Annotated in this window: 28 protein-coding genes and 3 tRNA genes; 13 read left to right on the plus strand and 18 right to left on the minus strand. The window is 71.0% G+C overall.

The window, feature by feature from the left end; all coding sequences use genetic code 11:
• Nucleotides 1-44 precede the first annotated feature (44 nt).
• The 4 genes from ACYVIH_RS19770 to ACYVIH_RS19785 form a co-directional block, all read right to left on the minus strand.
• The gene (locus ACYVIH_RS19770; RefSeq protein ID WP_460871259.1) at nucleotides 45-1,298 is read right to left on the minus strand and encodes an RNA polymerase sigma factor; all 1,254 of its coding nucleotides are present in this window, start codon (nucleotides 1,296-1,298) and stop codon (nucleotides 45-47) included.
• Nucleotides 1,298-1,717 (minus strand): YciI family protein, encoded by a 420-nt coding sequence (locus ACYVIH_RS19775; RefSeq protein WP_460871260.1) that lies wholly within the window; start codon nucleotides 1,715-1,717, stop codon nucleotides 1,298-1,300. The genes ACYVIH_RS19770 and ACYVIH_RS19775 overlap by 1 nt, the downstream gene beginning before the upstream one ends.
• A 129-nt stretch (nucleotides 1,718-1,846) precedes the next feature.
• Nucleotides 1,847-3,475, minus strand: coding sequence for a methyl-accepting chemotaxis protein (locus ACYVIH_RS19780; protein ID WP_460871261.1), 1,629 nt, complete (start codon nucleotides 3,473-3,475; stop codon nucleotides 1,847-1,849).
• Between the two features lie 499 nt (nucleotides 3,476-3,974).
• A tRNA-Arg gene (locus tag ACYVIH_RS19785) sits at nucleotides 3,975-4,047 on the minus strand.
• A 325-nt stretch (nucleotides 4,048-4,372) separates the two neighbouring features.
• On the opposite strand from ACYVIH_RS19785, the gene ACYVIH_RS19790 reads away from it, so the two are divergent.
• Both ACYVIH_RS19790 and ACYVIH_RS19795 read left to right on the plus strand, forming a co-directional pair.
• On the plus strand, nucleotides 4,373-6,214 hold the full coding sequence (locus ACYVIH_RS19790; protein WP_460871262.1) for a phosphoenolpyruvate carboxykinase (GTP): 1,842 nt from the start codon (nucleotides 4,373-4,375) through the stop codon (nucleotides 6,212-6,214).
• Between the two features lie 141 nt (nucleotides 6,215-6,355).
• On the plus strand, nucleotides 6,356-7,393 hold the full coding sequence (locus ACYVIH_RS19795) for a LuxR family transcriptional regulator (protein ID WP_460871263.1): 1,038 nt from the start codon (nucleotides 6,356-6,358) through the stop codon (nucleotides 7,391-7,393).
• Nucleotides 7,394-7,600: 207 nt separating this feature from the next.
• Here ACYVIH_RS19795 and ACYVIH_RS19800 read toward each other — a convergent pair whose 3' ends face one another.
• Complete coding sequence (locus ACYVIH_RS19800) at nucleotides 7,601-7,780, minus strand: hypothetical protein (protein WP_460871264.1); 180 nt, start codon at nucleotides 7,778-7,780, stop codon at nucleotides 7,601-7,603.
• 426 nt (nucleotides 7,781-8,206) lie between these two features.
• On the opposite strand from ACYVIH_RS19800, the gene ACYVIH_RS19805 reads away from it, so the two are divergent.
• Nucleotides 8,207-9,784, plus strand: a complete 1,578-nt coding sequence (locus tag ACYVIH_RS19805; protein WP_460871265.1) for a metallophosphoesterase family protein — start codon at nucleotides 8,207-8,209, stop codon at nucleotides 9,782-9,784.
• A gap of 54 nt (nucleotides 9,785-9,838) precedes the next feature.
• Here the strand turns inward: ACYVIH_RS19805 and ACYVIH_RS19810 are convergent.
• Both ACYVIH_RS19810 and ACYVIH_RS19815 read right to left on the minus strand, forming a co-directional pair.
• Nucleotides 9,839-9,931, minus strand: a tRNA-Ser gene (locus ACYVIH_RS19810).
• A 58-nt stretch (nucleotides 9,932-9,989) separates the two neighbouring features.
• Nucleotides 9,990-10,442 (minus strand): hypothetical protein, encoded by a 453-nt coding sequence (locus tag ACYVIH_RS19815; protein WP_460871266.1) that lies wholly within the window; start codon nucleotides 10,440-10,442, stop codon nucleotides 9,990-9,992.
• Between the two features lie 127 nt (nucleotides 10,443-10,569).
• On the opposite strand from ACYVIH_RS19815, the gene ACYVIH_RS19820 reads away from it, so the two are divergent.
• Nucleotides 10,570-10,929 (plus strand): hypothetical protein, encoded by a 360-nt coding sequence (locus ACYVIH_RS19820; RefSeq protein ID WP_460871267.1) that lies wholly within the window; start codon nucleotides 10,570-10,572, stop codon nucleotides 10,927-10,929.
• Between the two features lie 39 nt (nucleotides 10,930-10,968).
• Here the strand turns inward: ACYVIH_RS19820 and ACYVIH_RS19825 are convergent.
• The 4 genes from ACYVIH_RS19825 to ACYVIH_RS19840 all read right to left on the minus strand — a co-directional run bounded on the left by ACYVIH_RS19825 (nucleotide 10,969) and on the right by ACYVIH_RS19840 (nucleotide 13,413).
• Nucleotides 10,969-11,057, minus strand: a tRNA-Ser gene (locus ACYVIH_RS19825).
• 67 nt (nucleotides 11,058-11,124) lie between these two features.
• Nucleotides 11,125-11,358, minus strand: a complete 234-nt coding sequence (locus tag ACYVIH_RS19830) for a biotin/lipoyl-binding carrier protein (protein WP_460871268.1) — start codon at nucleotides 11,356-11,358, stop codon at nucleotides 11,125-11,127.
• Between the two features lie 62 nt (nucleotides 11,359-11,420).
• A complete protein-coding gene (locus tag ACYVIH_RS19835; RefSeq protein ID WP_460871269.1) occupies nucleotides 11,421-12,554 on the minus strand; it encodes a hypothetical protein in 1,134 nt (377 codons plus the stop codon).
• A 76-nt stretch (nucleotides 12,555-12,630) separates the two neighbouring features.
• Complete coding sequence (locus ACYVIH_RS19840) at nucleotides 12,631-13,413, minus strand: carbon-nitrogen hydrolase family protein (protein WP_460871270.1); 783 nt, start codon at nucleotides 13,411-13,413, stop codon at nucleotides 12,631-12,633.
• A gap of 44 nt (nucleotides 13,414-13,457) precedes the next feature.
• On the opposite strand from ACYVIH_RS19840, the gene mobA reads away from it, so the two are divergent.
• The 4 genes from mobA to ACYVIH_RS19860 all read left to right on the plus strand — a co-directional run bounded on the left by mobA (nucleotide 13,458) and on the right by ACYVIH_RS19860 (nucleotide 16,052).
• Entirely contained in the window at nucleotides 13,458-14,057 is a 600-nt protein-coding gene (mobA, locus tag ACYVIH_RS19845) for a molybdenum cofactor guanylyltransferase (RefSeq protein ID WP_460871271.1), read from the plus strand.
• Nucleotides 14,058-14,142: 85 nt separating this feature from the next.
• Nucleotides 14,143-14,433 carry a DUF6457 domain-containing protein gene (locus ACYVIH_RS19850; RefSeq protein WP_460871272.1) on the plus strand — a complete coding sequence of 97 codons (291 nt, stop codon included), beginning with the start codon at nucleotides 14,143-14,145 and terminating at the stop codon, nucleotides 14,431-14,433.
• Between the two features lie 23 nt (nucleotides 14,434-14,456).
• Nucleotides 14,457-15,434: an NAD(P)H-quinone oxidoreductase gene (locus tag ACYVIH_RS19855; protein ID WP_460871273.1), complete on the plus strand. Its 978-nt coding sequence runs from the start codon at nucleotides 14,457-14,459 to the stop codon at nucleotides 15,432-15,434.
• Nucleotides 15,435-15,443: 9 nt separating this feature from the next.
• Nucleotides 15,444-16,052, plus strand: coding sequence for a bacterial proteasome activator family protein (locus tag ACYVIH_RS19860; RefSeq protein WP_460871274.1), 609 nt, complete (start codon nucleotides 15,444-15,446; stop codon nucleotides 16,050-16,052).
• Nucleotides 16,053-16,059: 7 nt separating this feature from the next.
• On the opposite strand, the gene ACYVIH_RS19865 is transcribed toward ACYVIH_RS19860, so the two are convergent.
• Genes ACYVIH_RS19865 through serS form a run of 4 tightly spaced genes read right to left on the minus strand, consistent with a single transcriptional unit; the run spans nucleotide 16,060 to nucleotide 19,282 of the window.
• A complete protein-coding gene (locus ACYVIH_RS19865) occupies nucleotides 16,060-16,344 on the minus strand; it encodes a 4a-hydroxytetrahydrobiopterin dehydratase (RefSeq protein WP_460871275.1) in 285 nt (94 codons plus the stop codon).
• A 43-nt stretch (nucleotides 16,345-16,387) separates the two neighbouring features.
• A complete protein-coding gene (locus tag ACYVIH_RS19870) occupies nucleotides 16,388-17,188 on the minus strand; it encodes an HAD family hydrolase (protein ID WP_460871276.1) in 801 nt (266 codons plus the stop codon).
• A 1-nt stretch (nucleotide 17,189) separates the two neighbouring features.
• Nucleotides 17,190-18,008 carry an HAD family hydrolase gene (locus ACYVIH_RS19875; RefSeq protein WP_460871277.1) on the minus strand — a complete coding sequence of 273 codons (819 nt, stop codon included), beginning with the start codon at nucleotides 18,006-18,008 and terminating at the stop codon, nucleotides 17,190-17,192.
• Nucleotides 18,005-19,282, minus strand: a complete 1,278-nt coding sequence (gene serS, locus ACYVIH_RS19880) for a serine--tRNA ligase (RefSeq protein WP_460871278.1) — start codon at nucleotides 19,280-19,282, stop codon at nucleotides 18,005-18,007. The genes ACYVIH_RS19875 and serS overlap by 4 nt, the downstream gene beginning before the upstream one ends.
• 101 nt (nucleotides 19,283-19,383) lie before the next feature.
• On the opposite strand from serS, the gene ACYVIH_RS19885 reads away from it, so the two are divergent.
• Together ACYVIH_RS19885 and ACYVIH_RS19890 are read left to right on the plus strand one after the other, a co-directional pair.
• Nucleotides 19,384-20,787, plus strand: a complete 1,404-nt coding sequence (locus ACYVIH_RS19885; RefSeq protein ID WP_460871279.1) for a wax ester/triacylglycerol synthase family O-acyltransferase — start codon at nucleotides 19,384-19,386, stop codon at nucleotides 20,785-20,787.
• A gap of 85 nt (nucleotides 20,788-20,872) precedes the next feature.
• Nucleotides 20,873-22,453 carry a bifunctional phosphatase PAP2/diacylglycerol kinase family protein gene (locus ACYVIH_RS19890; RefSeq protein ID WP_460871280.1) on the plus strand — a complete coding sequence of 527 codons (1,581 nt, stop codon included), beginning with the start codon at nucleotides 20,873-20,875 and terminating at the stop codon, nucleotides 22,451-22,453.
• Nucleotides 22,454-22,543: 90 nt separating this feature from the next.
• Here the strand turns inward: ACYVIH_RS19890 and ACYVIH_RS19895 are convergent, their stop codons facing one another.
• Complete coding sequence (locus tag ACYVIH_RS19895; protein WP_460871281.1) at nucleotides 22,544-23,011, minus strand: nitroreductase/quinone reductase family protein; 468 nt, start codon at nucleotides 23,009-23,011, stop codon at nucleotides 22,544-22,546.
• Nucleotides 23,012-23,089: 78 nt separating this feature from the next.
• Between ACYVIH_RS19895 and ACYVIH_RS19900 the strand changes: the two genes are divergently transcribed.
• Nucleotides 23,090-23,566 carry a VOC family protein gene (locus ACYVIH_RS19900; RefSeq protein ID WP_460871282.1) on the plus strand — a complete coding sequence of 159 codons (477 nt, stop codon included), beginning with the start codon at nucleotides 23,090-23,092 and terminating at the stop codon, nucleotides 23,564-23,566.
• 22 nt (nucleotides 23,567-23,588) lie between these two features.
• Here ACYVIH_RS19900 and ACYVIH_RS19905 read toward each other — a convergent pair whose 3' ends face one another.
• Together ACYVIH_RS19905 and pheA are read right to left on the minus strand one after the other, a co-directional pair.
• Nucleotides 23,589-24,002 carry a DUF4446 family protein gene (locus tag ACYVIH_RS19905; RefSeq protein ID WP_460871283.1) on the minus strand — a complete coding sequence of 138 codons (414 nt, stop codon included), beginning with the start codon at nucleotides 24,000-24,002 and terminating at the stop codon, nucleotides 23,589-23,591.
• A gap of 23 nt (nucleotides 24,003-24,025) precedes the next feature.
• Nucleotides 24,026-24,970, minus strand: a complete 945-nt coding sequence (gene pheA / locus ACYVIH_RS19910) for a prephenate dehydratase (protein WP_460871284.1) — start codon at nucleotides 24,968-24,970, stop codon at nucleotides 24,026-24,028.
• A gap of 33 nt (nucleotides 24,971-25,003) precedes the next feature.
• Here pheA and ACYVIH_RS19915 point away from each other — a divergent pair, with 33 nt between their 5' ends.
• Entirely contained in the window at nucleotides 25,004-25,606 is a 603-nt protein-coding gene (locus tag ACYVIH_RS19915) for a TMEM165/GDT1 family protein (protein ID WP_460871285.1), read from the plus strand.
• 52 nt (nucleotides 25,607-25,658) lie between these two features.
• A complete protein-coding gene (locus ACYVIH_RS19920; protein ID WP_460871286.1) occupies nucleotides 25,659-26,897 on the plus strand; it encodes an arginine deiminase in 1,239 nt (412 codons plus the stop codon).
• Nucleotides 26,898-26,957: the final 60 nt, after the last annotated feature.

Below are 26,957 nucleotides of genomic sequence, written 5' to 3' on the forward strand. Positions count from 1 at the left end.
ACTGAAAGGCACTTGTTGCGTTCACACCCCGACAACCTCGGGACTTACCTGCGGAACCGGGTCTGAGCGTTCACGCGCAGCGCCGCTGCCCGGTCGAGCAGGGTGTGTCGTTGGCGCTCGTTGGAGGTGAGCCCGGCCGCGGCGGCGAGCTCGGCTGCCGCCTCCTCGACCCGTCCCAGCCGGGCGAGCAGCTCGCCGCGAACGCTGCGGGGCAGGTGGGAGCCGGCCAGCGCGCCCGCGTCGACGAGCTGGTCGACCAGGGGCAGTGCCGCCTCGGGTCCCTCGGCCATCGAGATCGCGACGGCCCGGTTGAGCTCGACGACGGGGCTCGGTGCGAGGCGGGCGAGAGCGTCGTACAGGAGCACGATGCGGGGCCAGTCGGTCTCGTCGTAGGTGCGCGCGGTGGCATGCACCTCGGCGATCGCGGCCTGCAGGGCGTAGGCGCCGCGGCCGCGGCCCAGCTCGCCGACCCGGCGCAGCGCCTCACGACCGCGATGGATCGCGGACCGGTCCCAGCGGCGCCGGTCCTGGTCCGGCAGCAGCACCGGCGAGCCGTCGGGGGCCACGCGGGCGGCGAACCGGGAGGACTGGAGCTCCATGAGCGCCAGCAGGCCGTGCACCTCGGGCTCGCGCGGGACCAGCCGGGCGAGCACGCGGCCGAGCCTCAACGCCTCCCGCGCCAGGTCGGGGCGCATCCAGGTCTCGCCGGACGTCGCGGCGTACCCCTCGGTGAAGACGGAGTAGATCACCGCCAGCACGCCGGCCAGCCGGTCGGCCCACTCGTGGGGCTCCGGCACCTCGAACGGCACCCGCGCGGCGGACAGGGTCTTCTTCGCGCGGGTGATCCGCGCCTGCATCGTGGGCACGGGCACGAAGAACGCCCGCGCGACCTCCTCCGAGCTCAGGCCGCCGACGACACGCAGGGTCAGCGCGATCTGGGCCTCGCGGCCGAGCACCGGGTGGCAGGCGACGAACACCAGCCTCAGCACGTCGTCGGGGATCGGCTCCCAGGCGGGCTCCGTGGACGGTTCGTCGACGCCGGCGAGCCGGGCGTAGCCCGCGTCCTGACGCTCGCGTCGGCGCCAGGCGTCCACGGCCCGCCGCTTCGCGACCGTGGTCAGCCACGCTCCGGGGTTCTCCGGTACGCCGGTGACCGGCCAGCTCTCCAGCGCCTCGGCCAGCGCCACCTGGGCGAGGTCCTCGGCCTGCTCGAAGTCCCCGACGACGCGGGCGAGGGTCGAGACGATGCGGGCGGACTCGACGCGCCACACCGCCTCGACACTCGCTCGCGGGTCCATCACTTCTCGGCGAGCTGTTCGCGCCAGCCCTGCTCCTTCTGGATCCACTCGTTGTCCTGCGGGAACTCCTCGATGCCGGGGATCCGCCGGACCTCCATCTTCGTGCCCGGCCCGAGCGGCGCCCGGCGCGCCCACTCGGCGGCTTCCTCCTTGGTGGCGACCTCGATGATCCAGAAGCCGTTGAACAGCTCGTGGGTCTCGCCGTACGGCCCGTCGGTGACCACCGGCGGGGTCTGGGAGTAGTCCACGACGAACCCCTCGTCGGCCGGCGCCAGCCCGTCGCCGCCGACGAGCACGCCGGCGTCCATCATCGACTCGTTGAAGCGGCCCATCGCCGCGATGATCTCCTCGAAGGGGACGTTCTTAGCCGCCTCGATCGCCGCGTCGCTGTCGCGCATGATCAGCATGTACTTCGCCATGGTGTCTCCTCGTGTCGCCGGGGCACCTCCTGCGCCCCTCTTACTCACACGTCGAACGAGGTTGGCGCAGATCGACAGCCCTGGGAAGGTTTTTTCCCAGGGCCGTCGATCACGGCGAGCCGGCGCGGCTCAGTAGCTGAACTTGGACACGAGCTGCTGCATCTGCGTCGCCATCCGGGCCAGCTCCTCGGCGGCCTGGCTGGTCGACCCGGCCGCCGCGGTGGTGTCCGCAGCGCTCCTGGCGACACCGGTGACGTTCTGAGCGATGTCGCTGGAGCCGGTGGCGGCCTCGGCGACGTTGCGGCTCATCTCGTTCGTGGTGGCCGTCTGCTCCTCCACCGCTGAGGCGATGGTGTTCTGGGCGTCGCTGATCCGGGCGATGATCGAGGTGATCTCCCCGATCGCGACGACTGCCGCCTGGGTGTCGGTCTGGATCGCCTCGATCCGACGGGAGATGTCTTCGGTCGCCTTGGACGTCTCCTGGGCCAGCTCCTTGACCTCGTTCGCGACTACCGCGAACCCCTTGCCCGCCTCGCCGGCCCGCGCCGCCTCGATGGTGGCGTTGAGGGCGAGCAGGTTGGTCTGCTCCGCGATCGAGTTGATCACCTTCACGACGTTGCCGACCTCGGTGGAGGACTCGCCCAGCTTCGCGACGATGCGCGTGGTGGTCTCCGCGGTCTCGACCGCCTGAGCGGCCACGCCGGCGGCGCTTGCGGCGTTCTGCGCGATCTCCCGGATCGAGGCCGACATCTCCTCGGTCCCCGTGGCGACGGTCTGCACGTTGCGGGAGACCTGCTCGGCGGCGGTGGACACCAGGTCCGCCTGGGCCGCCGACTCCTGTGCCGAACCCGCCATCTGGCCCGACACGCTCGACATCTCCTCGGAGGCCGACGCCAGCGCCTGGGCGTTGCCGTCCAGCTGCGCCATGGCCTCGCGAAGCGTGACGCTGGCCGTGTTCAGCGCGGTCGACATCTGGCCGATCTCGTCCTTGCTGTCCAGGTCCAGGTGCTGGTCGAGCCGCCCGTCGGCCAGACCACGCAGGGCGTCCGCGGTGCGACCGATGGGACCCGCGATCCGGCCTGCGATCCACAGGGCCACGACCAGCAGGAGGAGCGCACCGAGGGCGAGGAACAGGTACGTCGTGAGACGCGCCGACGCGTACGCGTCCTGCGCGCGCTGGACCGCGACCGCGGCCTCGCCGTCGATCATCTCCTCCAGAGCCGTCAGGACCTTGTCGATGTCGGCCGCGAGCGGTTTCACCTCCGCGTCACGCAGCTCGAAGTAGGCCGGCCACCGCTGCGCCCGCGCCAGCTCGAGCAGCGGGCCGCCCACGATCTCCTGGTAGGAGGCCCAGCTGACCCGGAAGTCCGCGATCAGCTCCTGGTCGGCGGCGTCGAGGTAGGTGTCCCGTTCGAAGGCGGCGAGCGCGTCGTCGACAGCCTGGACATCGGTCAGGAACGCCTCGTGCTCAGGCCCCTCGACGGTCTGCATCTCGTCGGCGAGCGCGTCGATCCGGGTCTGCAGGAACCACTGGCGGACCTCGTTGAGCTGGCCGACCGGCTGCAGCCCTTCCTCCTCGATGGCCGCTGCCTCGTCGGCGATTGCGCTCATCTGGGTCACCGCGACCTGCCCGATCACCGTGGCCAGGAGCAGGCCGATCGCCGCCACGAACAACACCTTCGTGCGCATCCTGCGGTGGTCGAACCAGCGTGCGGCGACATTGGAGTGCCACCAGGAGGTGGGCCGGTGGGAGGTCATCTCGGGTTCCTTCGGTCGACGGACATCGCCCCGCCGGTGTGCAAGGCGACCTGCCCGCGGCCGTTGACCCCCGTCCGGCCGCGGGGAGCCCTCGAAGCCGTGCGTCCCCCGCGACGTCGGAGACCTGAGGGTCCACTCTGTACATCGGCCGGGGCATATGGGAACTCCAGGTGTCGAATGTCCCGAAAAGGCCTGGTCCGGGCCTTTACTCGGCATAGTCACGGCATAGCCCCCCTGGCCCACGGGGCATCACCCCACCCGCCGCCCGGGCGCCGCCCTGCAGGGCGGCCAGCACGTACTCGCCGGCGTCGAACGTCGTCAGCACCACCACCCGCGGCCGCGGGTGAGGACCGGCCATGATCCGGCGCGTGGCTTCGAGCCCGTCCGTGCGGGGCATCCGGACGCGCCCACTGACGACCCACGGTTGCGGGCTCCGGGCCGCCTGCGTGGCAAGACAAAAGCCCAGGTCACGGGGGATGGACCTGGGCTTCTGTCTGTGCGCGCTCGGAGGGATTCGAACCCCCAACCTTTTGATCCGTAGTCAAATGCTCTATCCGTTGAGCTACGAGCGCGTGCCGTTGGGCGTGTGAACTCTAGCGTGCTCACGGCGCGGACGAAAATCGAGGCGGGCTGATGTGACCGCACTCGCACGGCGACCCCGACCCCGCGAGCCGGCCCGTTGATCGATCCAATAGCCGCCCTCAGAGCATGTGAGTACATTCACTAGCACCCTGTTACGGCGCGCAGAGGCGCGCGGCGTACGCGGGCTCCTCCAAGAAGGATCGCTGCAACGAAGCGGCGATCACAGGAAAAACAACTCCACGACACTCCATCGATACGCTCGATGGCCGGATGCGCCTTTCCGCATACCGGACGCGCGAGAGGGAACGGTAGGCCATGACCGCCGAGACTGCGATCGACAGCAGCGAGAAGAACCAGAGTGCGCCCACGACCCACCAGGGGATCCTGAACTGGGTCAACGAGGTCGCCGAGCTCACTCAGCCCGACAACATCCACTGGTGCACCGGCTCCGAGGAGGAGTGGGTCCAGCTCACCGACGCGCTCGTCGAGAGCGGCACCTTCGTCCGGCTCAACGAGGAGAAGAAGCCCAACTCCTTCTGGGCTGCCTCCGACCCGACCGACGTGGCGCGCGTCGAGGACCGCACCTTCATCTGCTCCGTCGACGAGCGCGACGCCGGGCCCACCAACAACTGGATGGACCCGAACGAGATGAAGGCGATCATGACCGACCTGTACCGCGGGTCGATGCGTGGCCGCACGATGTACGTCATCCCGTTCGTGATGGGTCACCTCGAGGCCGAGAGCCCGATGTTCGGCGTCGAGATCACCGACTCCGCCTACGTCGTCGCCTCCATGCGCGTCATGGCCCGCATGGGCAGCAACGTCCTCCGCCGGATGGAGGAGCTGAACGCCGACTTCGTGCCCGCCCTCCACTCCGTCGGCATGCCGCTCGAGCCCGGCCAGCAGGACGTCGCCTGGCCGTGCAACGAGACCAAGTACATCGTGCAGTTCCCCGAGGAGCGCGCGATCTGGTCCTACGGCTCCGGCTACGGCGGCAACGCCCTGCTCGGCAAGAAGTGCTACGCGCTCCGCATCGCGTCGGTCATGGCACGCGACGAGGGCTGGCTCGCCGAGCACATGCTGATCCTCAAGCTGACCAGCCCGCAGGGCGTCACCAAGTACGTCGCAGCCGCGTTCCCGAGCGCCTGCGGCAAGACCAACCTCGCGATGCTCGCCCCGACCATCCCGGGGTGGAAGGTCGAGACCCTCGGCGACGACATCGCCTGGATGCGGGTCGGCGACGACGGGCGCCTCTACGCGGTCAACCCGGAGTTCGGCTTCTTCGGCGTCGCGCCGGGCACCAACGAGAAGACCAACCCCAACGCCATGCGCACGATCGACATCGGCAACTCGGTGTTCACCAACGTCGCCCTCACCGATGACGGCGACGTGTGGTGGGAGGGCATGGAGAACATGCCGGCCCACGCCACCTCGTGGAAGGGCGAGGACTGGACGCCGGAGTCGGGCGAGCTCTCCAGCCACCCCAACAGCCGTTACTGCACGCCGATCAAGCAGTGCCCGATCCTGGCGCCGGAGTACGACGACCCCAACGGCGTGCCGATCGACGCGATCCTGTTCGGCGGCCGTCGCAAGGACACCATCCCGCTGGTCACCGAGGCCCGCGACTGGACGCACGGCACCTTCATGGGCGCCACGCTCTCCAGCGAGACCACGGCTGCCGCGACCGGTGCGGTCGGCGTCGTGCGCCGCGACCCGATGGCGATGCTGCCGTTCATCGGCTACAACGCCGGCGACTACTTCAACCACTGGATCACGGTCGGCAAGGACAACGACGCCGCGAAGCTCCCCCGGATCTTCTACGTCAACTGGTTCCGCCGCGATGCCGACGGCAACTTCGTGTGGCCCGGCTTCGGTGAGAACAGCCGCGTGCTGAAGTGGATCGTCGAGCGGATCGACGGCCAGGCCGAGGGCGTCGAGACGCCGATCGGTTACGTGCCCACGCCGGACGCTCTGGACACCGACGGCCTGGACATGTCTGCGGAGGACCTCGAGGAGGCGCTGCGCGTCGACGTCGAGGAGTGGAAGGCCGAGATCCCGCAGATCACCGAGTGGTTCCAGAAGTTCGGCGACGACCTGCCCGCCGTACTCTGGACCGAGCTCGACAGCCTCAAGGCCCGTCTCGGGATGACCAGCTAGGCCCTGTCGGCCACGAAGGGCCCTCGACCGGATCACGGTCGGGGGCCCTTCGCGTTGTCCGGGAGGGGCGCGGGTCCGGATCGCCTCGCTTACCCGACTAGGGCATACTTTGCTTTCGGGGGAGAGGGAGGAATCGTCGCCTTGGCGAGCAGGTACGGACCTGACGAACGGAAGCTGCTCGAGGCCTCCGCCGGACGCTTGTACAGCAACGCCGCCGCGCACGGAAAGCTCCCCGCGAACGACCCCCGGTTCGCCGACGGCGGCGAGTTCCGCCCAGCCCTCGACCTGCTGCTCGACATCGGCCTGCTGGTGCCGAACACCGCGGAGACCGAGTACCTCCCGGTCGACCCGTCGACCGTCCAGAACCGTGTCGTCGTCCCCCTCAGCAGCGAGGGGGCCGAGCTGCTCCACGAGTCGGCGCAGTGGGCCGAGGCCTTCGCGGATCTCGGGCAGACCTATCGGCGGTCGATGCGCTCCGACGTCGCTCCGATCACGGAGCTGCGCGGCATCACCCAGATCGACAACTTCCTGCAGGCGCAGATCAGCGACGCCCGCTCAGAGCTGCTCACCGCCCAGCCGTACGGTCGAAGGCCGGCCAACGCCCTGGCCCAGGCCGAGAACCGCGACCTCCGGGCGCTCGACCGCGGTGTCAAGATGCGCACCCTCTACCAGCACTCTGCCAGGCAGAGCCCCGCCACCCGGGAGTACGTCGCCGAGCTGACCGCGCACGGCGGTGAGGTCCGCACGCTCGACGAGTTCTTCAAGCGCCTGATCATCATCGACCGTGAGGTGGCGGTGATACCAGGCTCCGAGGACCACGCGATCGCCCTGGCCCTGCGGGATCGGCACATCGTCGACTACCTGGTCGACATCTTCGACCGGTCCTGGGAGCGTGGACGGCCGTTCACCGCTCACGAGGCGAAGAACGAGAAGACGATCGCCGAGGACGTCCGCGCGATGACCATCCGGCTCCTGGTCGAGGGGCACAGCGATCCCGCGAGTGCGAAGCGGCTCGGCGTGAGTACCCGCACCTACGCCGGCTACATCGCCGCCCTCAAGGAGGAGTACGGCGTGCAGACCCGCTTCCAGCTCGGGCACGCGATGGGCAAGGCCCAAGGTCTGGCCGAGCTGACCGGGACGGTCGTGGACGACGACACCGGGGCAGACGGGGACGAGTAGGCCCTGGCTGCCCGCCCACGTGGTGGCCCGCCCCCGAAATGTGGCGAGGGCAGATCACGTTGGGGAACGTGTCTGCCCTCGCGGGTTGAGACGGGCCGGGGGGATGGCGCTGGGATCGAACTGCCGGGGGGATGGCTAGTTAGTTCGTCCCCGTCTCAAGCCATGTGGCGCCGAGGTCGGCGCATTTGTGACGGTTCGTGGCGACCGTCAGATCGGGTTCCAGCCGCTGTCACGGAGCTGCTTGACGGTGCCGGTGTCCTTCTTGATCGTCTTGATCTGGTTCCAGCCGCTGTCGGCCTGCGCGGGCGCGGTGGCGATACCGGTCAGGAGAAGGGCGGAGGCTGCAGCCCCGGCGATGATCCTGGCGACGATGCGCGTCTTCTTCATCGGTCAACCTCGTGTTCAGTCGTGGTATGGCCACTGGGACGGTGGCCCGGTATCAGTCTCCGGCACGCCGCTGTGCTTGTGCTACCCAAGCGGACCTCATGGCTTTGCAGTGCAACTTTCTGCAGAAACGGCGTTTCGCTGCGACGTCCTCAATGGAGATGCATAATGCGAGCCGCGCTCGAATATCGGACAAATGCCGACTTTTGGGGCCTCGTCGCAATGCTGGGGGCAATCCTTGCCTACTGGCGGCGCCACAGCAAGCATTGATGCGTGCGACATGTCCGGCGCAATGCCGCGATCCGACTCGGGCCGGCTGGCTCGTGAAGGGTTTGCCGCCCTCGCCCGGCGTCGCTGCGACGCGCTCGGCAGACCGAGCCGATGGACGCTAGGAACCTGCACGAACATGCAACGCCTAGGCTTCACCCGATGAGTCGTCCCCGCCTGCGCCTGCTCGGAGCGCTCGCCGCGACCTGGGCCGTGGTGGCGCTCCCGGTCGCTGCGCTGACGTTCGTGGGCAGCAGCGAGGCGACCGCGGTGGCCGGACATGACGCGGTGGTGACGCCCACCTTCGACGGCTACGCCACGCTCGACCTCGGGCCCTACCTGCCGAACCTGCGCTACCCCACCGAGCGCTGGCTGGGTGCGCACATCGACTTCGGCAAGACCACGCTGACGTCGTACGACGAGCTGATCGACCGCTACACGGTGATCGGCGCCCAGCCCGAGGGTGAGGTCGCCAAGGTCGTCGGCGCGATGACCGGGATGGCCCTCGACGCTGCCGTCAGCGGAGCCCTCGCCGGCCTGGCCGGGCCCGCCCTGTGGTTGCTGCTCGGGAGCCGGCGCCGAGCCGAGCTCTTCCAACACGTGACCTTGCGCCGTACCGCATTCAGCGCGCTGGGACTCGCGGTCATCGCCGCAGCCGTCCTCCAGCCCTGGGGCTGGGGCGGCACGACCACCGAGCAGGCTTCCGAGTGGCAGCCGATCGGCGACGAGCTCAGCGGGGTGCCCATCCCCGAGCAGGCCCAGCCACTCGAGGTGGAGGCCGGGCTGTTCACCACCGGCACGAAGCGGATCGCCGAGAGCCTGCTGGCCAGCTACAGCAAGGGGTTCGAGTTCTACACCCGCGTCGCGGACGCGGTCCCGGACATCGCCGACCAGATCCGGCAGCCGGAGGAGGACGAGACCGTCGCCCTCCTGGTGAGCGACCGCCACGACAACGTCGGCATGGACAAGGTGGCCCGCGCGATCGCCGACGCCGGGGGCGCGTCCGTGCTGCTCGACGCCGGCGACGACACCTCCACAGGGTCGGAGTGGGAGGCGTTCAGCCTCGACTCGCTGGCACGGGTGTTCGAGGACTACGACCGGTTCGCGGTGACCGGCAACCATGACTACGGCGAGTTCGTCGCGGAGTACCTCGGCAAGCTCGGCTTCGAGCGGTTCGGCGGTGAGGCCGTCGACGCCCCCGGCGACGTGCGGCTGCTCGGCGCCGACGACCCCCGCAGCAGCGGCCTCGGCTCCTGGCGGGACGAGAAGGGCCTGTCGTTCAGCGAGCACGCGGAAGCCGTCGCCGACCAGCTTTGTGAGTACGACGAGCAGGGTGATCGGGTGGCGACGCTGCTCACCCACGACGCGAACACCGGCCGTTACGCGTTGGAGCGCGGCTGTGTGGACCTCGTCGTCGCCGGTCACGTCCACGAGCAGCTCGGGCCGACCGAGTACATCGGGGTGAACGGCAAGGTGGGCTACAGCTACACCAACGGGACCACCGGCGGCGCGGCGTACGCGATCGCGGTCGGCAGCAAGCTGCGGCGCAACGCCCAAATCACGCTGGTCACCTACCGCGACGGCCGGCCGGTCGGGCTGCAGCCGGTGACCATCCGCACCGTCGGAGACTTCCGGGTCGGCGCCTACATCGAGCTCGACCCGCCGGTCGGCGACACCGAGATCGGCGAGCCCGCCGAGAGCGAGCAGTCGGTCGAGGACGAGCAGTCCGGCGAGGAGTGACCTCCGGACGCGGAACGGCCCCGCGAAGCAGTGCTTCGTGGGGCCGTTCGGGTCTGGCGGAGGTGGCGGGATTTGAACCCGCGAGAGGGGTTTGCCCTCAACCCGCTTAGCAGGCGGGCGCCATAGACCGGACTAGGCGACACCTCCAGACAGCGAAGGACAGGCTACCCGTGGCCATGGGGCGGGGGCCAATCGGGGCTGCAGGTCAGCGGATCCGGCGGTAGCCGTGGCCGGTGTTGAGGTGCTGCTGGAGGTCCTGGACGAAGGCGTCCGGGTCCGAGTCGAGCATGCGCACCGGGATGGTCGTCGTACCCCCGTCGCGCAGGCGCAGCACGACCACCTTCTCGCCGGAGGCCGTGGCGGTGACGACGTCCTCCACGTCGGTCCAGCGCGCCGCCATCACACCGGCTCCACGCACCAGGCGGACGCGGTACCCGACGTCGGTCAGGCTGACCACGGTGGTGCGACGGGTCAGCAGGAGACCGCCGGCGAGCACCGCCAGCAGCACGCCGACTCCGACCGCGGCGAGGAGCAGGGTCGGCAGGTCGAGGAGGCCGACGGCGACGGTGGTGAGCAGCACGATCAGGCCGAGCAGGGCGAGCAGGACGCCCATGAGCCGGGCCGCCATCGGGCGGGCCAGTCGGTAGTCGTTGGGCACGCACCGATTAGACCCGGGCGCTGCCCAGACCACCAAACCGATCCTCGATGTCCCTTGTCACACGATGTGGTCGGAGTCACACTGAGGTTTCCCCCTCAGGCCACTGGCCCCCCACCGGAGGTGCACGATGTCTGGACTGACACATGCGATCACCGGCCTCGAGCAAGCCCTCGACGCCCCCCGCCGGCACCAGATGTGGCGCTGGCTCGTTCGGCACCGCGTGAACACCGTGCACGACGCCCTCGCGCAGGAGTTCTCCCGCGCGACGGACGCCTGGCTCGCCTCCCGGCAGAGCACACTCACTCGCGAACGGGAGTCACTCCTGATGCGGCTGGAGCTGCTCAGCTCCCAGCTCGTGGGCTCCCCCGACGCGGAGTCGGTGCGCGCGGAGCTGAAGCGGCTGGTCACCGAGCTGCAGCGCCACGGTCAGCGCCTCAACGACCTGGTGTACGACGGTGTCGCGCTCGAGCTCGGCGGATCGGAGTAAGGACCCCGGCGACCGAGACGACCGGCACGGGAGGATCAGCAGAGGGGGCGGGATTCGAACCCGCGGCTGACATCTCTGCCAGCGACCGCTTTCAAGGCGGTTCCGATCGGCCACTCCGGCACCCCTCCGTGCACCGGCCCGGGCGTGCGCTCGAGCCGGCCACCCCGCAGAGTGTAGGCGAGCGGCCGTTCGGCGTCAGACCTCGAGGGTGACCAGGACGTCGCCCTCCTGGACCACGTCGCCCTCGCCGACCTTCACCGCGGTGACCGTCCCGCCGGTCTCGGTGAGCACCGGGATCTCCATCTTCATCGACTCCAGCAGGGCCACCGTGTCGCCGGCGGCGAGCCGGTCACCAGGGGCGACGACGACGCTCATCACGTTCGCCACCATCTCGGCGCGGATCTCTGAGGTCTTGGGAGGGCGGGCCATGGAGCGGACGGTACACGCGGCGTGTCGTTACCCGCAGGTACGCCGGAAGCCGGTCGGTCCGGTCACAGCAGCGGGTGCAGCCGGCCCGGCTCGGGCCGGTGCGCGGCGAGCTCCTCGAGGCGTCTCGCGCGCCGTCCGCGGGCGCCGGTGAGGAACAGGTCGGCCCGGATCACGGCATAGCCCACGAGCAGGCCGAGGAGGAGGCTGTAGAGCACCGACAGGCCCGCTTCCAGCAGGCCCGTGTCGAGCAACGAGACGGCCACCACGGCCAGGCCGGGCGCGCCGAAGGCGGAGACCCACCACCCCTGACGCCGCCGGGCACGGGTCGAGACGCCCCACGCCAGGGCCGGGACCCCGAGCAGCACCTCGATCGGCCGCGGCACGGCCCCGATCGTGTCCCGCACCGTCTCGAAGGCCTGGTCGATGCTCTCGATCATCCCGGGCGATCCCCAGCGGGCGAGGGCCTCGGTGTAGGCGAGGGTGACCGTCAGCAGCGCGACCCCGCTGATGATCATCACGAAGCCGCGACGGCCCAGCCCCTGCAGTCCGGCCCCGAGCCGGTAGACGAGGACCAGGGCGCCGAGCAGGGAGAAGCCCAGGGCGAGATAGCTGGTGCGCTCCACGGAGACCTCGGCGTCGTAGGCGCTGACTCCGAGGGCCCCGATCGCGGCGACCAGCTTGGCCAAGGCGACCTCGCGCACGACGCGGGAGAACCGCGGGGCGGGGGTCGTCGCGACGACCGCCACGACAGCCGCCACGACCGCCGTACCGACCACGGCCCCCGCGAGCAGCACCGGCGACTGGGACACCACCGCCGCACCCGCGAGCGCGAGCGCGAGGCCACCGGCCAGGAGCGGTCGGCCTCCGGTGCGCACCGCGAGTGCGTGGGTGAACAGGGTGGTCACCGTGACCGCTCCGGCGAGCGGCACGGCGCGCGGGAGGTCGACCGGGGTCCAGGGCAGCGACACGGCCACCACCGCGGCCAGGAGCAGGGTGAACCACAGTCCGACGAGGAGCCGGCGGCGCAGCGCGAGCTTCGGCGACCTCTTCTGCCGAGGTGGCCGCGGGGGCCGCGGCGGCACAGCGCGCCGGGCTTCCTCGACCGGCTTCTGCTGCTTCGCCGGGCGAGGCGTCCGACGCAGCTTGCGGGTCGGTTCGGCGCGGCGACGACCGGGCTTCTGCTCGGCACGGACCACGGTCAGACCCTCACGACGGACGACGGACAGCCAGGGCGTCCTGGCGCGGCGAGACTATCAACCGGGCGGGCACCGCTCAGAAGCGTCGGTTGGCCAGCGACGGGTTCTCGGCACGGACCTCCTCGAGGACCAAGGGGTCCACGCGGGCGACGGTCACCACGTCGTCGTCCCCGGCCTCGACGACCTCGCCGCGCGGGCTGACCACCATCGAGTGGCCGGTGTAGCGCGGACCCGGTTGGCCGGCCGCGGCGACGTACACGGTGTTCTCCACCGCCCGCGCCTTCAGGAGAGTGCGCCAGTGGTCGACCTTGTGCGGGCCCGCCACCCAGGCGGCGGGTACGACGATCAGCTCGGCGCCGCGGTCGACCAGGGCTCGTGCGAGCTCGGGGAAGCGCAGGTCGTAGCAGGTCATCAGCCCGACGGTGAGGCCGCCGACCTCGACCACCACCGGCTCGATCTCCCCGGCGAGCAGCCGCTCGGACTCCTTGTAGCCGAAGGAGTCGTAGAGGTGGATCTTGCGGTACGACGCCCGCAGGCCCCTTGCGTCGACGACGGCCAGGGTGTTGTAGGGCCGGGCCGGGTCGCCGCTGCGCTCGAACATGCCGGCGACGAGGGTGACGTCGTGCGCGGCGGCCAGCTCGGCGAGCCGTTTCACGAACGGTCCGTCGAGGTCCTCGGCGTACTCCGACACGTCCGATCCGGGCTTGCCGAAGTCGCGCATCATCACCTCGGGGAACACCACGAGCCCCGGCTTCGGGTCGCGCGCGCAGATCTCCTCGACGATGCCGAGCGCCTCGCGGTTCTCCGCGGGGTCGAGCGACGAGGCGAGCTGGACGACGGCGACGGTCAGAGCGGTCACGCCCCCAGGGTGCCACCCGCGCCGGGCTGCGCAAGACTGCGGTCATGCCTTCCGCGCCCGCACACCCCGTCCGGATCGCGGCGGTGGTCCTCACCGGCGGCACCGGCGTGCGCCTGGGCGGCGCGGACAAGGCCTCCATCGAGATCGACGGCCGGACCCTGCTCGAGCACGCCCTCGTCGGGACGGCCGCCGTCGACGAGGTGGTCGTGGTCGGCCCCGAGGTGCCGACCAGCCGGCCGGTGACCTGGACCCGGGAGGACCCCGCAGGTGGGGGGCCGGCCGCAGGGCTGCTCGCCGGCCTCGACGCGCTGGCGGTGCGGCCGGACCTCGTGTGCGTGCTCGCGGTCGACATGCCCCGGTTCACCGCCGGGACGCTCGAGCGGCTGGTCGGCGTACTGGCCACTGCGCCGGACGCCGACGCGGCCTGCCTGAGCGACGCGGGCGGGCACAAGCAGTGGCTGGCGGGGGTCTACCGGTACGACGCGCTGGCCGGTGCCGCTCCGGTGAACCGGGAGGACCGGCACGGCCTGGCGATCCGCCGGCTGATGATGCCGCTGAACGTCGTACCGGTGCCCGCGGTCGCCGACGAGGCGCGCGACGTCGACACGTGGGAGGACCTGCGCGACCTCCGTGGCCAGGAGTGAGGGCTCCCCGGGCGCGTGGCGCACTCCTCAGCGGCGGATAGGAGATTCGCTTGCGAACTCCGGCGCTGCGTATAACCCTGGGACCGTGAACCTCCACGACTGGATCGACGAGCTCTGCGACATCCTCGAGCTGGAGGACGCAGAGATCGACGAGGGCCTCATCCTCGACCTCGCCCGCGACGCCGCGCACGAGGTCGAACGCCCTGCCGCGCCGATCACCACCTTCCTGGTCGGCTACGCGGCAGCCCTGCGCGGCGGCAGCGCCGCCGACGTCGAGGAGCTCGCCGGGCGTGCCCAGGCGCTGGCCCTCAAGTGGGGCGGCGACGACGTCAGCGCCGACGACTTCAACGCCGAGGACCTGATCGGCACCGAGTAGGCGCGGCGCCCTAGCCTGGGACCATGCGTGCCGTCATCGCTGCCCAGGCCGGAGGACCCGAGGTCCTCACCCTGACCGACCTGCCCGACCCCACGCCGGGACCGGGCGAGGTCGTCGTCGACGTGACGGCGACCTCGGTGAACCGCGCCGACACCCTGCAGCGGCAGGGCAACTACCCGCCGCCGCCCGGGGCCTCCGACGTGCTCGGCCTCGAGTGCTCGGGGCGGATCAGCGCCGTCGGACCGGACGTGTCCGGCTGGCAGGTCGGCGACGAGGCCTGTGCCCTGCTGGCCGGAGGCGGGTACGCCGAGAAGGTGCTCGTCCCGGCCGGCCAGGTGATGCCGGTGCCCGACGGGGTCGACCTGGTCACTGCCGGCGCGCTGCCCGAGGTGGCGTGCACCGTGTGGTCGAACGTGTTCATGATCGCCGGGCTGCAGGCGGGCGAGACGCTGCTGGTGCACGGCGGCGCCGGCGGCATCGGGACCATGGCGATCCAGCTGGCCAAGGCGCTCGGCGCGCGCGTGATCACCACCGCCGGCACCGAGGAGAAGCTCGAGCTGTGCCGCTCGCTGGGCGCCGACGTGGCGGTCAACTACCGAGAGCAGGACTTCGTCGAGGAGGTCAAGGCCGCCACCGACGGGCACGGTGCCGACGTCATCCTCGACAACATGGGCGCGAAGTACCTCGACCGCAACCTCTCCGCGCTGGCCGTCCAGGGCCGGCTGGTGATCATCGGCATGCAGGGCGGGGTCAAGGGCGAGCTGAACATCGGCAAGCTGCTCTCCAAGCGCGGCGCGGTGATCGCCACGTCGCTGCGCGCCCGACCGGTCGAGGAGAAGGCCGCGATCTGTGCCGGCGTGGTCGAGCACGTGTGGCCGCTGGTCGCCGACGGCTCGGTGCGCACGGTCGTGCACGCCACGCTGCCGCTGTCGGAGGCCGCGAAGGCGCATGCCCTGATGGAGTCCGGGGACCACGTCGGCAAGATCGTCCTGACTGCGTAAGGTGAAGGCATGAGCGAGGAGAACCACGGCAGCAAAGGCCCCGAGGAGGAGCCGCGCGTCGTCGTGATCGGTCCCGGCGGGATGGCCATGTCCGGCCCGCAGTCCGAGGGCGGCGACGACGAGGAGGACGAGGACGGCGAGCGCCACATCACCGACCTCGTCGAGCAGCCGGCCAAGGTGATGCGGATCGGCAGCATGATCCGTCAGCTCCTCGAGGAGGTGAAGGCCGCTCCGCTCGACGAGGCCAGCCGCGCCCGACTCAAGGAGATCCACCAGTCCTCGATCAAGGAGCTCGAGGCCGGCCTGGCGCCCGAGCTCGTCGAGGAGCTCGAGCGGCTCTCGCTGCCGTTCACCGACGCGACGCCGTCGGAGTCCGAGCTCCGGATCGCGCAGGCCCAGCTCGTCGGCTGGCTCGAGGGCCTCTTCCACGGGATCCAGACCGCGATCTATGCCCAGCAGGTCGCCGCGCGTGCCCAGCTGGAGCAGATGCGCCGCGCGCTTCCGCCCGGGATGGTGCCCGAGGAGGCGATCCAGGCGGCTCAACAGGCCGCACAGCAGGCGGCTGCCCAGCAGGCGGCCGAGGAGCGTCAGGGCCGCGGCGGCGGGATGTACCTCTGACCCCCGGCTAACGGGCGAGGTGGTCGATGTCGGCGGCCAGCCGCAGGTCCTTCGACGTGAGCCCGCCGGCCGAGTGGGTGGACAAGGTGAACGTCACCGTGGTCCAGCGGATGTCGATGTCGGGGTGATGGTCGAGGTCCTCGGCGACCTCGGCGACGCGCTGCACCAGCCGGATGCCGTCCATGAACGACGCGGCCGTCACCGAGCGCGTGATGCTGTCGCCGTCCTGACGCCACTGCGGGAGCTCCCGCTCGAGTGCGCGGTCGATCTCGTCCTGGCTGAGCAGGTCCACGGTCGTACCTCCTGGTGACCGGTCGGGAACTGCCCCGATCACATCACAGGTCGAAGATCGCCGCGAGCGTCTCCGCGACGCCGTCCTGCTCGTTGGTCGGGGCGACATGGTCGGCGAGCTCCCGGACGCTGGGGTGCGCGTTGCTCATGGCGTACGACGTGCCGGCCCACTCGAGCATCGCCAGGTCGTTGGGCATGTCGCCGAACGCCACCACCTCCGAGGCGTCGATGCCGAGGTCGGCGCACAGCAGCTCCAGGGTGCTCGCCTTGCTGACCTCGGGGGCGCTCATCTCGACCAGCGCGCCGACCGACGACCAGGTCGTGGTCAGCAGGTGGCCGACGTGGGACTCGACCTCGGCCCAGAACGGCTCCGGCTCCAGCTCGTCGTGGCGGGCGAGCAGCTTCACGACCGTCTCGTCGAGGATCTCCTCCGCGGGGCCGACGAGCATGTCCGCCGGCGGCTGCAGCCGCGGCATGAACCCGGGCTCCTTGGCGAAGCCCTCGATCCGCTCCATCGCGAACGTCGTGCCCGGGACGGCGTCGCGGAGGACCTTCGCGGCCTCCAGCGCGGTGTCCACGCGGATCGGCCGGGCCATCCGCACCGCGCGGGCGTGCACGTCGTACAGGATCCCGCCGTTGGAGACGACCGCCAGCCCGTGCCCGCCGACGTGCTCCCACAGGTCGTCCATCCAGCGCACGGGCCGGCCGGTCACGAACACGACGGTGACGCCGAGCTCCTCGACCGCGGTGAGCACCTCGCGGGTGCGCGCGGTCACGGTGCCGTCGGTGTGGAGGAGGGTGCCGTCGAGGTCGGTGGCGACCAGGCGGGGAAGTCGGCCGCTCATGTCAGAACCAGCGGTCGAGCTCGACGGCGCAGCCGTCCTCGTACACCGGCGCCGTCACGTCGTCGGCGGCCTCCTTGACCTCGTCGGGCGCCTGACCCATCGCCACACCGCGGCCGGCCCACTCGAGCATCTCGATGTCGTTGCGGCCGTCGCCGATCGCGAGCACGTCCTCGCGGTCGACGCCGAGCCGGCGTGCGACGTCGGCGAGCGCGCTGGCCTTGGAGACACCCTCGGGGGCGAGGTCGAGCCAGGCGGTCCAGCCGATGAAGTAGTTGGTGCCTTGCAGGCCGAGCTTGTCGGCGAGCTGGACGAAGTCCTCCGAGGTCGCGTCAGGGTCGCGGATGATCACACGGCTGACCTCGCTGGCGATCATCTCCTCGATCGGGGTCAGGATCATCTCCCCGTCGAGCTCACCCTCGGGGAAGTGCCGGTTCACCCGGTAGCCGACTCCGTGCTCCTCGACCGCGACGGCGGCGTCCGGCACGTGCTCGAGCACGGCGGTGACCGCCTCGCGCGCGTCGAAGGTGATCTCGTGCACCACCCGCAGTGGCGGGAAGGAGAACGTGACCGCGCCGTTGGACGCGACCCCGAGCACGTCGGTGCCCTTCTCGCGCGGCATGTCGAGGTGGGTCAGCACCTGGCTCATGCTCAGCGGCGCCCGCCCGCTGGCCAGCACGATGTGCGCCCCGGCGTTGTAGGCGCGGTCGATCGCCGCTCGCACGGCCGGGGTGACCGTGTCGTCGCTGAACCCGTTCTCCGGGTGGGGGATGAGGATCGTCCCGTCGATGTCGAGGGCGACCAGCTTGGGTCGGTAGGTCACTTCGCGACGGGCTCCAGCACTTCGCGGCCCTGGAGGTAGGGCTGCAGGGCCTTCGGGACGCGCACCGACCCGTCGGCCTGCTGGTGCGTCTCGAGGATCGCCACGATCGTGCGCGGGATCGCCACGAGCGTGCCGTTGAGGGTGGCCACCGGCTTCACGCCGTCCTCGAACCGGGCGCGCACGTCGAGCCGCCTCGCCTGGAAGTCGGTGCAGTTCGAGGTGGACGTGAGCTCCCGGTACCTGCCCTGGGTGGGGATCCACGCCTCGCAGTCGAACTTGCGCTGTGCCGAGAGGCCGAGGTCACCGGCCGCGGTGTCGATGACCCGGTAGGCCAGCTCGAGCTTCTCGAGCCACTCCTTCTCCCAGCCCAGCAGGCGCCGGTGCTCGTCGTACGACTCCTCGATCGTGGTGTAGGAGAACATCTCCACCTTGTCGAACCAGTGCACCCGGATGATCCCGCGGGTGTCCTTGCCGTAGGAGCCTGCCTCCTTCCGGTAGCACGGGCTGAACGCGGCGTAACGCAGCGGCAGCTGCGAGCTGTCGAGGATCTCGTCGGAGTGGTACGCCGCCAGCGGCACCTCCGAGGTCCCGACGAGGTACATGTCCTCGCCCTCGATCCGGTACACGTCGTCGCCGGCCTGGCCGAGGAAGCCGGTGCCCTCCATCGCGCGCGGCTTGACCAGCGCGGGCGGCACCATCGTGGTGAACCCGGCCTCACGGGCCTGGTCCATCGCCATGTTGACCAGCGCGAACTCCAGGTCGGCGCCGACGCCGGTGAGGTAGTAGAAGCGGGCGCCGGAGACCTTCGCACCGCGCTCGACGTCGATCGCGCCCAGGATCCGGCCCAGCTCGACGTGGTCCTTGGGCTCGAAGCCCTCAGCGGCGAAGTCGCGTGGGGTGCCGACGTGCTCGAGCACGACGAAGTCGTCCTCCCCGCCCGACGGGGCCTCGACCGCGGCGACGTTGGGGATCGACAGCAGCAGCCCGCGGAAGGCGCGCTCGGCCTCGTCCTGCGCCGCCTCGGCCTCCTTCACCGCCGCGGACAGGGTCTTGGTGCGCGCGAGGAGCTCGGCCTTCTCGTCGCCTGTCGCCTGCGGGATCTGCTTTCCGAGGCTCTTCTGCTCGGCGCGCAGCCGCTCGAAGTCCGCGATCGCGGAGCGACGTCGCTCGTCGGCCGCCAGCGCCTGGTCGACCACGTCGGGAGACAGGCCACGCTTGACCTGCCCTTCACGGACACGGTCGGGGTCGTCACGGAGCAGTCGAGGATCGATCACCGTACGAGGATATCTGGCTGGTGCACACGAGTTTCCTCCGTCGGCGGATCACGGGACCACCGACCCTGCCGCGGCCGCGTGCACGGTGCCACGCTCACCTCATGGGGAAGCGACTGATCGGTCCCGTCGACACCATCTGGCTCAACATGGACAGAGCCAACAACCTGATGGTGATCGACAGCCTGATGTTCCTCGAGGGACCGGTCGACTGGGGCCGGCTCGTCGAGACCGCCCGGGTGCGGATGATCGAGCGCTACCCGGTCTTCATGCAGCGTCCGGTGATGTCACGCACCCACGTCGGACCTCCGCACTGGGAGGACTACGACTTCGACCTCGAGCAGCACCTCGTGCGCGCCCGTCTGGAGACCGGTGACGACGCCGACCTCCAGCGCTACGTCTCCGAGCACAACTCCCAGCCGCTGGACCGAAGCCGGGCGCTGTGGGAGATGCACCTGGTCGACGGGTACGCCGGTGGCGCGGTGGTGTTCTGCCGCCTGCACCACGCGCTCGCCGACGGGATCGCGCTGGCCCGCGTGCTGCTGTCGCTGACCGACTCCTCCCCCGACGGCGAGCCGTTGCCCGACCCGGCCGCGGAGGCGACGGACAGCAACGAGCCGGAGATGGGCATCGTCGAGGGGGCGCTGCGGGTCCTGGACGCCGCCGGCTCCGCCGCGGGCGCGCTGGCCAGCGCGGGGACGCAGCTGCTGCGGAACGCCCCGCGCCTGCTGGAGCCGCACGTCGTGGGCGATGCCTTCACGCAGACCGAGCGGACCGCCGCGATCGCCGACAAGCTGCTGCTCGGCCCCCGCCCCAGGCTGCCGTTCAGCGGCACCCCGGGCACCACCAAGCGCGTGGTCTGGTGCGACCCGATCGCCTTCCCCGACGTCAAGCGGGTCTGCACGGCGACCGGCGCGACTCTCAACGACATCATGATCGCCGCCGTGGCCGGGGCGCTGCGGACCTACACCCTCGAGCACGGCGGGACGCCCGAGGACACCGCCACCATGGTCCCGGTCAACGTGCGGCCGCTCGACCGACCGCTGCCCAAGCAGCTCGGCAACCGGTTCGCCCTGGTCCTGCTCTCCCTGCCGATCGGCTCGCCGAGCCCGCTGGGGCGGATCGCGGAGGCCAAGCACCGGATGGACGTCATCAAGCACTCCCCCGAGGTCTTCCTCACCTTCGGCCTGATCAAGGCGATCGGCCGCAGCGGGCCGGAGCTCGAGCGGTTCTTCGTCGACTTCTTCGCCGGCAAGGCGATCGGGGTGACCACCAACGTGCCCGGACCGCGCGAGCCGAGGTACCTCGCCGGCTCGCGGATCACCCGGATCCTCAGCTGGCCTCCGGAGTCCGGCGACCAGACCCTCGGCGTCTCGATCTTCAGCTACGCCGGCGAGGTGCACGTCGGGTTCCGTGCCGACGCGGACAACGTGCCCGACCCCGAGCGGCTGGTGGAGGCGTTCGAGGCCGAGGTCACCACGCTGATGGGCTTCGCACACGCCGGGTGAGGGTACGACGGGGCGGACGGCCGCCGGTCGTCATACTTGACCGCGACAACTTCCCCCCGACCCGTCCACCCGAAGCTGGAGCACCGTGCCCGTCCGCACCCCCACCACGCCACGCCTGCTCGCCTGGGCCGCCGTCCCCCTCGCGCTGCTGGTGACCCTCGCGGTGATGGTGAAGGTCCGCTGGCAGCCGCTGCTCGACCTCGACCGCACGGTCGGCCAGGACCCGCAGGCGTGGACCGCCCAGCACCCGCTCGCCTTCGACGTCCTGCACGCGATCGAGCTCGCCTTCGAGACGATCCCACTGACGGTGGCGACCGTCCTGCTCGTGGCCGTTCTCCTGTTGCGCCGGCAGCTGCGGGCCGCGGTGTGGACGGCCGGCGTGATGCTCGCTGCCTCGCTCACCACCTACTTCCTCAAGCGCTTCTTCCAGCGGGACCGCCCGGTGTGGGAGGACCCGATCCACGCGCTGGACAGCTACGCGTTCCCGTCGGGGCACTCCTCGGGGATCGCCTCGGCGATGGGCGTGGCGATCGTGCTCACGCTGGTGTTCGTGCGCCGTCGTCCGCTGCGCCGGGCGCTGGTCGGCTTCTGGCTCTTCCTGGTTCTGCTCGTGGGCGTGGACCGGATCTTCCTCGGCGTGCACAGCATCTCCGACGTGCTCGCCGGGTTCTCGGTCGGCGCGTTCTGGGTGCTGGTCGGGCTGGCCGTCTACCACCCCGCCCCGCGGCGCAAGGTGGTCGAGCCGCTGACCAGCGTGGTCCCGCAGACGAAGCGGCTGGCCGTCGTACTCAACCCGATCAAGGTCGACGACGTCGCCGCGTTCCAGGCGATGGTGCAGGACCAGGCGCGGGAGTCCGGCTGGTCGGCCCCGAGCTGGCACCTGACCACGATCGAAGACCCCGGGCGGTCGATGGCCCACGCCGCGGCCGTCGACGGCGCCGAGCTGGTGCTGGTCTGCGGCGGCGACGGCACCGTCCGCACCGTCTGCGCCGAGCTGGCCGGCACCGGCATCCCGGTCGGCGTGGTCCCCGCCGGCACCGGCAACCTGCTGGCCCGCAACCTCGGCCTCCCGCTGTACCTCGAGGCGGCGGTGGACACCGCGCTCAACGGCCAGGACCGCGCGATCGACCTGGTCGCGGTCTCCGGCGACGGGATCGGCCCGGACGAGCACTACATGGTGATGGGCGGGATGGGGTTCGACGCGGCGATCATGGAGGGCGCCGACGACGCGATCAAGGCCCGGATCGGCTGGCTCGCCTACTTCGTGTCCGGCCTGCGACAGCTGCGTTCCCCGTCGTTCAAGGTGGAGATCTCCGTCGACGACGGCCCGTTCACCAAGCACCGTGCGCTGACCGTCGTGGTCGGCAACGTCGGCTACCTGACCGCGGGCATCCCGCTGCTCCCCGACGCGGCGATCGACGACGGCGTGCTCGACGTGGTGATCGTGTCGCCGCGCCGGTTCGTCAGCTGGCTGCCGCTGGTGTGGCGGGTGATGAGCAAGGGCAAGCGGGTCGACGAGCAGCTGAACCGGATGACCGGCCGCTCGGTGGTGGTCCGCACCGCCCACGACACCGCCCGGCAGCTCGACGGCGACCCAATCGGCCCGGGCAAGGAGATTCGCGCCGAGTGCATCCACGGCCGGCTGCTGGTGCGCGTCCCCCGCTGACCCCCCCGCCAGTTGTAACGCGGGGTTATGGACGCTCCACACGCGGCAGAAAGCGTGTGATGCGTCCACAGCACGTGGGGAGTACGACGGTCAGCGCGGCGTGAGCTCGAAGACCGGGATCACCCGGCTGGTGCGCCGGGCGTACGCCGCGTAGTTCGGCCAGGTCCGTAGCATCACCTGCCACAGGTCGTTCCGCTCCGGCCCGCCGACCTCGCGCGCCACGACCTCGACGTCACGGCCACGGTGGTGCACCAGCGCCTCGGGGTGCGCCCGCAGGTTGTGCACCCACGCCGGCAGGGTCGGCGCACCCCAGTTCGAGCCGGCGACCAGGAACGCACCCTCGTGCGGCACACACAGCAGCGGCGTGGTGCGCGCGATGCCGGTCCGGCGACCGGGCACGGTGAGCATCAGGTGCGGCAGCCCAGCCAGGTCGAGCAGCCCGAACCGGCCGCCGGTCACGCGGTGCACCGCCTTGTCCACGGCGACGATCTGGCGCAGGTACCGCGGCAGCCAGCTGATCCGGCCGATCCGGATCGCCACGGGCCTGAGCGGGTTCATGGCTCGCGATGCTAGGGCAGATGAGTTCCGGTCCGGCCGGGAGTCCATAGAGCACACCGCCGTACGAAGGAGAGGCTCATGCAGAAGATCGTCGCCAACCTGTGGTTCGACACCGAGGCCGAGGAGGCCGCGCGGTTCTACACCTCCCTGTTCGACGACTCGCGGATCCTGGCCGTGGTCCCCTACCCCGAGGGCGGGCCGGGTGAGCCGGGCTCGACGATGGTGGTCCGCTTCGAGCTGCTCGGGCAGGAGTACGTCGCGATCAACGGCGGACCGCAGTTCCCGTTCACCGAAGCGGTGTCGTTCGAAGTCCGCTGTGACGACCAGGCTGAGGTGGATCGGCTCTGGGAGGCCCTGACCGCCGACGGCGGCACGGAGGTCCAGTGCGGCTGGCTCAAGGACAGGTACGGCCTGTCCTGGCAGATCGTGCCGAGCCGGTGGCTCGAGCTGGTCACCGGTGACGACCCGGCGAAGGTGCAGGCTGCCACGAAGGCGATGCTCGGCATGAAGAAGCTCGACATCGCCGAGCTCGAGCGGGCCTACGCCGACGGTTGAGCGTCCGGCTGCCGGGGCCGGCTCAGGCGTTCCTGGCGAACTTGATCGCCTCCTGCTCCTCGGGGGAGAGCTGCTGCTCGCACGACCAGGAGGCGATGCTCTTGGCGTAGGTGCGAGCCTCGCTGCGGCCGTGGATCGAGGTGAGCACGACCCCGTCTCCCCCGTCGTCGAGCAGGGCCAGCGACCACGACAGGTGGCCGCCCATGTCGCCGAACGCGTCGTACCGCACCACCGCGAGGTGCCGCAACGCCTGCGACGCCTCGACACGCAGCGCCTGCACCTCGGCACGGAGCCCGGCGACGTCGGTGGGCAGGTCGTCGGCCGTGGCAGGGGTACGGCGGCCACGCGGCTGCGACCGACGCAGGGCGAGCCCGCCGAGCACCAGCGCGACGAGCGCGACCAGCAGGGCGGCGAGGGGGAGGGCGGTGTCGTTCATCGCGCCCGAGGGTAGCCGCGCGCTCAGCCGCCGTTGCGCAGGCGCGCGAGCCAGGCCGCAGCGTCGGCGAACTCCGCGTCGGAGGTGCCCGGCCGCACCGACGGGGCGATCCCGTCGTGCCGCTCGTAGGAGCCGAGGAACCGGACGTCGGCGCACACCCGGCGAAGGCCCATCAGCGCCTCCCCGACGCGCGCGTCGTCGACGTGTCCCTCGCAGTCGATGGAGAAGCAGTAGTTGCCGAGCGCGGCACCGGTCGGCCGGGACTCGATCCGGGTCATGTTCACGCCGCGCATGGTCAGCTGCTCGAGGATCTCCAGCAGCGCACCGGGGTGGTCCTCGCGCATGAATGCGACCAGGGAGGTCTTGTCACGGCCGGTCCTGGGTGCCGGCACCCCGGGCCGGGAGACGAGCACGAAGCGCGTGATCGCGTCTGGGTTGTCGCCGATCTGCTCGGCCAGCACCGCGAGCCGGTAGTGCTCGGCGGCCAGCGGCGCGGAGATCGCTGCGTCCCAGTGCGACGCCGGGTCGGCGACCGCGGCAGCCGCGGCAGCCGTGGACGAGGCGTGCACGACCTCGGCGTGCGGCAGGTGCAGCGCCATCCAGCGGCGGGTCTGCGCCGCGGCATGCGGATGGGTGGCCACGACCTTGAGGTCCTCGCGCGTCGTACCCGGCCGGGCCAGCAGCGAGAACGCGATCGGCACCGTCATCTCGCGGGTGATCATCAGCGGCTCGCCGGTGGCCAGCTCGTCGAGGGTCACCGGCACCGACCCCTCGACGGAGTTCTCGATCGGCACCACCGCGCCGTCGGCCTCGCCGCTGCGCACCGCGGCGAGCGCCAGGGTCACCGTCGCGCAGGGCTGGAGCTCCGCGTGCGCCGCGGCAGGCACCGAGCGCAACGCCTGCTCGGTGAACGTCCCCTCGGGGCCGAGGTAGGCATAGCGGGCGGGGGGCACACCGGGCGGGGTCACCCGTCAACTCTAGGCGAGATAGCGTGACGCCCCATGGACCTGGCCGTCGTCGCCCTCACGTTCGGTGCGATCTTCATCGTGGAGCTGCCCGACAAGACCTTCATCGCGGCGCTGGTGCTCTCCACGCGCTACCGGCCGCTGCTGGTGTGGATCGGGGTGGGCCTCGCGTTCTTCCTGCAGGTGCTGATCGCGGTCACCGCAGGGCAGCTGGCCACGCTGCTGCCCGAGACGCTGATCCGCAGCGTCGCCGTCGCGATCTTCCTCGCCGGCGCCGTGCTGCTGTTCAAGTCCGCGCCCGGCGCCGACGCCGAGGAGGCCGAGACCGAGGAGGAGTACGCCGCCAAGGCCACCGAGACCCGGACCGGGCTGAAGGCGGTCGGCGCCTCGTTCCTGGTGCTGTTCGCCGCGGAGTGGGGCGACCTGTCGCAGCTGCTGACGATCAGTCTGGTGGCGAAGTACGAGGACCCGCTCAGCGTCTTCGCCGGCGCCTGGGCCGCCCTGCTCGCCGTCTCCGGGCTCGCGGTCCTGGTCGGCCGGGTGCTGTTGCGCTACCTGAAGCTGTCGATGCTGCACTACATCGGTGCCGCGGTCTGCCTGGTGCTCGCCGGGCTGACCCTCTACGAGCTGCTCCGCTGACGCCCGCCCGGGGCGCGCGCCCCGGGAGCCCGCGGGCGTTACGCTTCGCCCCATGAGCACCCAGGGCAGCGAGAACGGCGCCGTGCACGGCGCGACCAGCGAGGTCGGACGCCTGCGCACCGTGATGCTGCACCGTCCCGGTCCGGAGCTGAAGCGGCTGACCCCCCGCAACAACGACAAGCTGCTCTTCGACGGGATCCCGTGGGTCAGCCGCGCGCAGGACGAGCACGACGCGTTCGCCCAGGCGCTGCGCGACCGCGGCGTCGAGGTGCTGTACCTGACCGACCTGCTCGTCGAGACCCTGCAGGCGCCCGAGGCCCGTGAGCACGCGATCGTCGGCGCGATGTCGAGCCTGCACCTCGGTGACACGCTGCGCAGCTACCTCACCGACGCGCTGCACGACCAGACCCCGGAGGAGCTGGCCACGTTCCTCACCGCGGGGGTGCGCAACGACGAGGTGCGCGGCGGCTTCGGGCTGGTCACCAGCCTGCTGGCCAGCGACGACTTCCTGATCGACCCGCTGCCGAACCTGCTGTTCACCCGCGACTCCAGCTTCTGGATCCAGGACCGGGTCGCGATCACCTCCCTAGCGATGCCGGCCCGCGAGCGGGAGACCCAGCTGACCGAGCTGATCTACCGCGACCACCCGCGGTTCCGCGGCACCCCGAAGATCCACGGCTGGCAGGCCGAGCACGTCGAGGGCGGCGACGTGCTGCTCCTCGCCGCCGGGGTTGTTGCCATCGGTGTCGGCGAGCGGACCACCCCCGCCGGTGCCGAGCGGATGGCCCGGCAGCTGTTCGCCGCCGGCCTCGCGCACACCGTGCTCGCGGTGCCGATCGCGCAGGAGCGGGCCACGATGCACCTCGACACGGTCTGCACGATGGTCGACGTCGACAAGATCGTGATGTACCCCAACGTCGCCGACCAGCTCCAGGCGTACGCCGTCACCGTCCGTGACCGCAACGGCGAGTCCGACCGCGACCTGGTGCTCGAGGTCGGCGAGCCGGAGCCGTTCCTCGTGGCGGCCGCCAAGGCGATGAGCATCGACACGCTGCACCAGATCGACACCGGCCTGGACCCGGTCACCGCCGAGCGCGAGCAGTGGGACGACGGCAACAACACCCTGGCGATCGCGCCCCGCGTGGCCGTCGCCTACGAGCGCAACATCGAGACCAACGAGCGCCTCGAGGAGGCCGGGATCGAGGTCGTCGCGATCGCCGGTTCCGAGCTCGGCTCGGGCCGCGGCGGCCCGCGGTGCATGTCCTGCCCGATCTCCCGCGACCCGCTCTGACCCGATCTCGCAGTTAGCCGCTGGGGCCTTGGCGCCAGGCGGCTTGGACGAGGGTGACGA

The sequence above is a fragment of the Nocardioides pakistanensis genome (assembly GCF_054781215.1).